The 3,609-nt window shown below is 69.9% G+C and carries 4 protein-coding genes and 1 pseudogene; 1 reads left to right on the top strand and 4 read right to left on the bottom strand.

Annotated features, from left to right (window positions below):
• Together RIF89_RS12235 and RIF89_RS12230 are read right to left on the bottom strand one after the other, a co-directional pair.
• On the bottom strand, window positions 1–461 hold a 461-nt coding region (locus tag RIF89_RS12235; RefSeq protein ID WP_309069384.1), incomplete at its 3' end, for a TrkA family potassium uptake protein.
• Window positions 454–1,881: a potassium transporter TrkG gene (locus RIF89_RS12230; protein ID WP_309069383.1), complete on the bottom strand. Its 1,428-nt coding sequence runs from the start codon at window positions 1,879–1,881 to the stop codon at window positions 454–456. The genes RIF89_RS12230 and RIF89_RS12235, both read right to left, overlap by 8 nt.
• Before the next feature lie 73 nt (window positions 1,882–1,954).
• Here RIF89_RS12230 and RIF89_RS12225 point away from each other — a divergent pair, with 73 nt between their 5' ends.
• Window positions 1,955–2,368 (top strand): metalloregulator ArsR/SmtB family transcription factor, encoded by a 414-nt coding sequence (locus RIF89_RS12225; RefSeq protein ID WP_309069382.1) that lies wholly within the window; start codon window positions 1,955–1,957, stop codon window positions 2,366–2,368.
• 178 nt (window positions 2,369–2,546) lie between these two features.
• On the opposite strand, the gene RIF89_RS12220 is transcribed toward RIF89_RS12225, so the two are convergent.
• Both RIF89_RS12220 and RIF89_RS12215 read right to left on the bottom strand, forming a co-directional pair.
• Window positions 2,547–3,338 carry an ABC transporter permease gene (locus RIF89_RS12220; protein ID WP_309069381.1) on the bottom strand — a complete coding sequence of 264 codons (792 nt, stop codon included), beginning with the start codon at window positions 3,336–3,338 and terminating at the stop codon, window positions 2,547–2,549.
• A pseudogene (locus RIF89_RS12215) lies at window positions 3,335–3,609 on the bottom strand (ABC transporter ATP-binding protein); the annotation flags it as partial. The gene RIF89_RS12220 and the pseudogene RIF89_RS12215, both read right to left, overlap by 4 nt.

The raw sequence follows: 3,609 nt of genomic DNA, 5'->3' as shown, positions 1-3,609 counted from the left end.
AGCACGAAGTCGTCGTCGAAGCGGATGAAGTCGAGCATGCGGCCGCTGACGAGGTGGGCGACGCGCTCACCGGCCTCGCGCTCGGGGTAGATCACGTGGTTCGCACCCACGCGGGCGAGGATCTTGCCGTGCGACTGCGACACGGCCTTCGCCCAGATCTGCGGCACCTTGAGGTCGACGAGGTTCGCCGTGATCAGCACGGAGGCCTCGATGCTGGAGCCGACCGCGACGACCGCGACCTGGAAGTCCTGCGCGCCGATCTGCTTGAGCGCCTCGAGGTTGCGGGCGTCCGCCTGCACCGTGTGCGTGACCCGCTCCGACCACTTCTGCACGAGGCCGAGGTCCTCGTCGATCGCGAGCACATCGCGATCCAGCCGGTCCAGTTCGCCCGCGCACGCGGCGCCGAACCGACCGAGCCCGATCACCAGGACGGGGGCGTCGCTGCGGATCTGCTCAACCAACGATCGGCCTCTCGACGGGCAGCGAGTACAGCTGCCGGCTGGATGTCGCGGCGACCGCCGCGGCAAGTGTGACTGTACCAACGCGGCCCATGAAGATCGTCACGGCCAGCACGTAGGCGGCCGAGTCGGGGAGTTCGGCCGTGAGGCCCGTCGAGAGACCGACGGTGGCGAAGCCCGAGATGACGTCGAACAGCACCATCGCGATGGGCGCCTGCGTGATCTGCGCGATCACGATGGTCGCCAGGGCGACGATCGTGGCGCCCCACGCCACGACCGCGACCGCGACGCGCTGCACGTCGCTCGGGATCCGGCGGCCGAACGCCTCGACGCTCGTGCGTCCCTTCGCCTCCGACCACACGCCGAGAGCGAGCACCGCGAGCGTGGTGACCTTGATGCCGCCCGCGGTCGACGCCGATCCGCCGCCGACGAACATGAGCATGGATCCGACCACCATGGAGGACCCGTGCAGCTCGCTGATGTCGACGACCGAGAAGCCGCCGGATCGCGTCATGGCCGAAAGGAACAGAGACTGGAACGTCGTGTCCCACGCGTCGCGGTGTCCGAGTGTCCCGGGGTTCAGGTACTCGAGCGCCACGAAGGCGACCGCGCCGGCGAAGAACAGCACCGCGGTGGTGACGAGCGTGAGCTTGACGTGCAGGTTCCAGCGGCGGGGCGTGAACAGCTGCTTCGACAGCACGTAGATCACAGGGAAGCCGATGCTCCCCAGGAACACGCTCAGCATGATCACGGAGAGGAAGAAGTAGTCGTGCTGGAACGGCTCGAGGCCGCCGACGTTCAACGTGAAGCCCGTGTTGGTGAACGACATCGCGGCGTACTGCGGCGCCATCCACAGCGCGTCGGGCCAGTCGTAGCCGGCCATCAGGATCGACGGGACCAGCAGGACCGCGACGGCGCCCTCGATGATGACGGTGGACAGGGCGACGGTCCGCAGCAGCTGTCCCACCTCGCCCAGGCGGACGGTCTGGCTCTCGTGCACGGGTCCGCCGTGCGATCGCAGCGGGTTCGTGTCGCCGGCCGCGATGAGCTTGGCGCGCAGGCCGAGCTTGCGCGAGACGATCAGGCCGAGCAGCGATGCCAGGGTCAGTGCGCCCATGCCGCCGATGTTGACGCCGACGAACACGACCGCATGGCCGAACGGCGACCAGTGGGTCGCCATGTCGACCGTCGTCAGTCCCGTCACGCAGATCGTCGACATCGCGGTGAACAGCGCATCCGACAGAGGAGTCACGCTGCGGTCGGCGGAGGCGATCGGCAGGGAGAGCAGCCCCGTGAAGATGAGCACGAGCGACGCGAACACGAGGATCGCGAAGCGGGAGGGGGAGGACGTGGTGAGGTCGCGAAGGGCCTCTCCGAAGCGGGCCCATGCCGCGCGCGGCACGAACGGCGTGCCTGGCGACATCCCCTCCCCCTTCGTACAGGCCGGACCGATCCGGATCATGGTACTCCGCATGGCACCCCGCTACCCTGGCCACATGGCGGACATCTTCGACGTGATCGCGGACGGCACGAGACGCGAGATCCTGCAGCTCCTGCTGCGACGGTCGTCGGAGGCAGTCACCGGCACGAGCGTCTCGCAGATCGTCGCCGCGCTCGGCGTCAGTCAGCCCACCGTCTCGAAGCACCTCAAGGTGCTGCGCGAGTCGGGCCTCGTCACGGTGCGCGAGGAGGGACAGCACCGCTACTACAGCCTGTCTCCCGAGCCGCTCGAGCAGGTGGATGACTGGCTGGTGCCGTTCTTCGTCACGGAGGGCGACTTCGAGGACGTGGCCGAACTCGGCGCGCCCGCGCTGCCCGAGCCCGCCGCGCGCGCAGCCGAGGCCGTGGGCCGCGCCGCCGCATCCGCCAAGAACGTCGTGCAGTCCGCACTCAAGCGCCTCGGGGCATAGACCCGCCGGTCGTGCGGCGCGGGGCATATCCCGCGGGTTCCAGCTCGCTCTGAGCGGGAACCCGCGAGACCTCACGGGCACCGTGACTCATCGCCGCAGGTCGATGTTTCGCGAGCGGGATGAGGTCTGATGGCGGGAGACCACTCGGGCCCGCGCGGGGTCAGCGCCCGCGCGACGCTCAGCGCCGGCCGGCCCTGCGCCGGAACAGCCAGGCGCCGAACGCGACCGCGATCGCCAGGATCGCGACGCACCATCCGACCGCCCAGGCCGGATCTGAGCCCGCATCCCCGCCCAGCAGCAGCGCGCGAATCGTGTCGATCACGGGCGTGAGGGGCTGGTGTGCGGCGATCGGCTCGAGCCAGTCGGGCATGCTCTCGACCTGAACGAACGCGCTCGAGACGTACGGCAGGAACAGCAGGACGAAGCCGTAGGCGCTTGCCGCCTCGGGGCTGCCCGATGCCAGTCCGATGGCCGCGAACAGGTAGGTGAGAGCCAGGATGTAGAGCGCGATGAGGCCGGCGGTGCCGAGCCATTCGAGGGGTCCCGCCGTGGGGCGGAACCCGACGAGCAGCGCGACGCCCACCACGACTGCCGTCGCGACGAGGTTGCGCAGCAGGCTCGAGACCACGTGCCCCGTGAGCACGGCGCCCGCCCGGATCGGCATCGTCCGGAAGCGGTCCATGATCCCGTTCGTCATGTCGCGCGCGACGTACATCGCGGTCGAGCTCGCGCCGAAGCCCGCGCAGGTCAGGATGGCTCCCGGAACGACGAAGTCGACGTAGTGCCCCGACGGGTCGATCGCGCCGCCGAACACCCAGGTGAACATCAGCATCAGGATCACCGGCAGCATGATCGCCATCAGGAGCGATTCGCCGTCGCGCAGCGAGTGCCGCAGGCTCCGGCCGATGAACACCGCCTCGGCGGTGAGACCGCCCGGTACGCGGCGTGCGGGAAGTGTCAGGGCGGTCATGCGAGCTCCTTCTGGGTCTCGGGTCGCGCCCCGGCGGGAGCGGAGCCCTCGGTGAGCGCGAGGAAGACGTCGTCGAGCGTCGGCCGGCGGACCGAGATGCTGCCCTCCGTGCCCCGGGCGGCGATCGTGTCGAGCGCCCGGCGAACGCCGGCGACCGTCCCGTCCGCGGCCACGGCGTCGATCACGTTGCCGTCCGCATCGTGCAGCTCGACGGTCTCGCCACCCACCCGTGACTTCAGCTGGGCCGCCGTGCCGAGTGCGGCGATCCGGC

The organism is Microbacterium sp. (genome assembly GCF_031178525.1).
Taxonomy (GTDB): Bacteria; Actinomycetota; Actinomycetes; order Actinomycetales; family Microbacteriaceae; genus Microbacterium.
Note: the sequence above shows the minus strand (reverse complement) of the source record. Positions and strands in the feature narration are given on the sequence as shown.

Excerpts from the sequence above, each read along its gene's own strand:
- RIF89_RS12225 (WP_309069382.1), top strand. The coding sequence starts at position 1,955 with ATGGCGGACATCTTCGACGTGATCGCGGACGGCACGAGACGCGAGATC.
- RIF89_RS12230 (WP_309069383.1), bottom strand. The coding sequence starts at position 1,881 with ATGTCGCCAGGCACGCCGTTCGTGCCGCGCGCGGCATGGGCCCGCTTC.
- RIF89_RS12220 (WP_309069381.1), bottom strand. The coding sequence starts at position 3,338 with ATGACCGCCCTGACACTTCCCGCACGCCGCGTACCGGGCGGTCTCACC.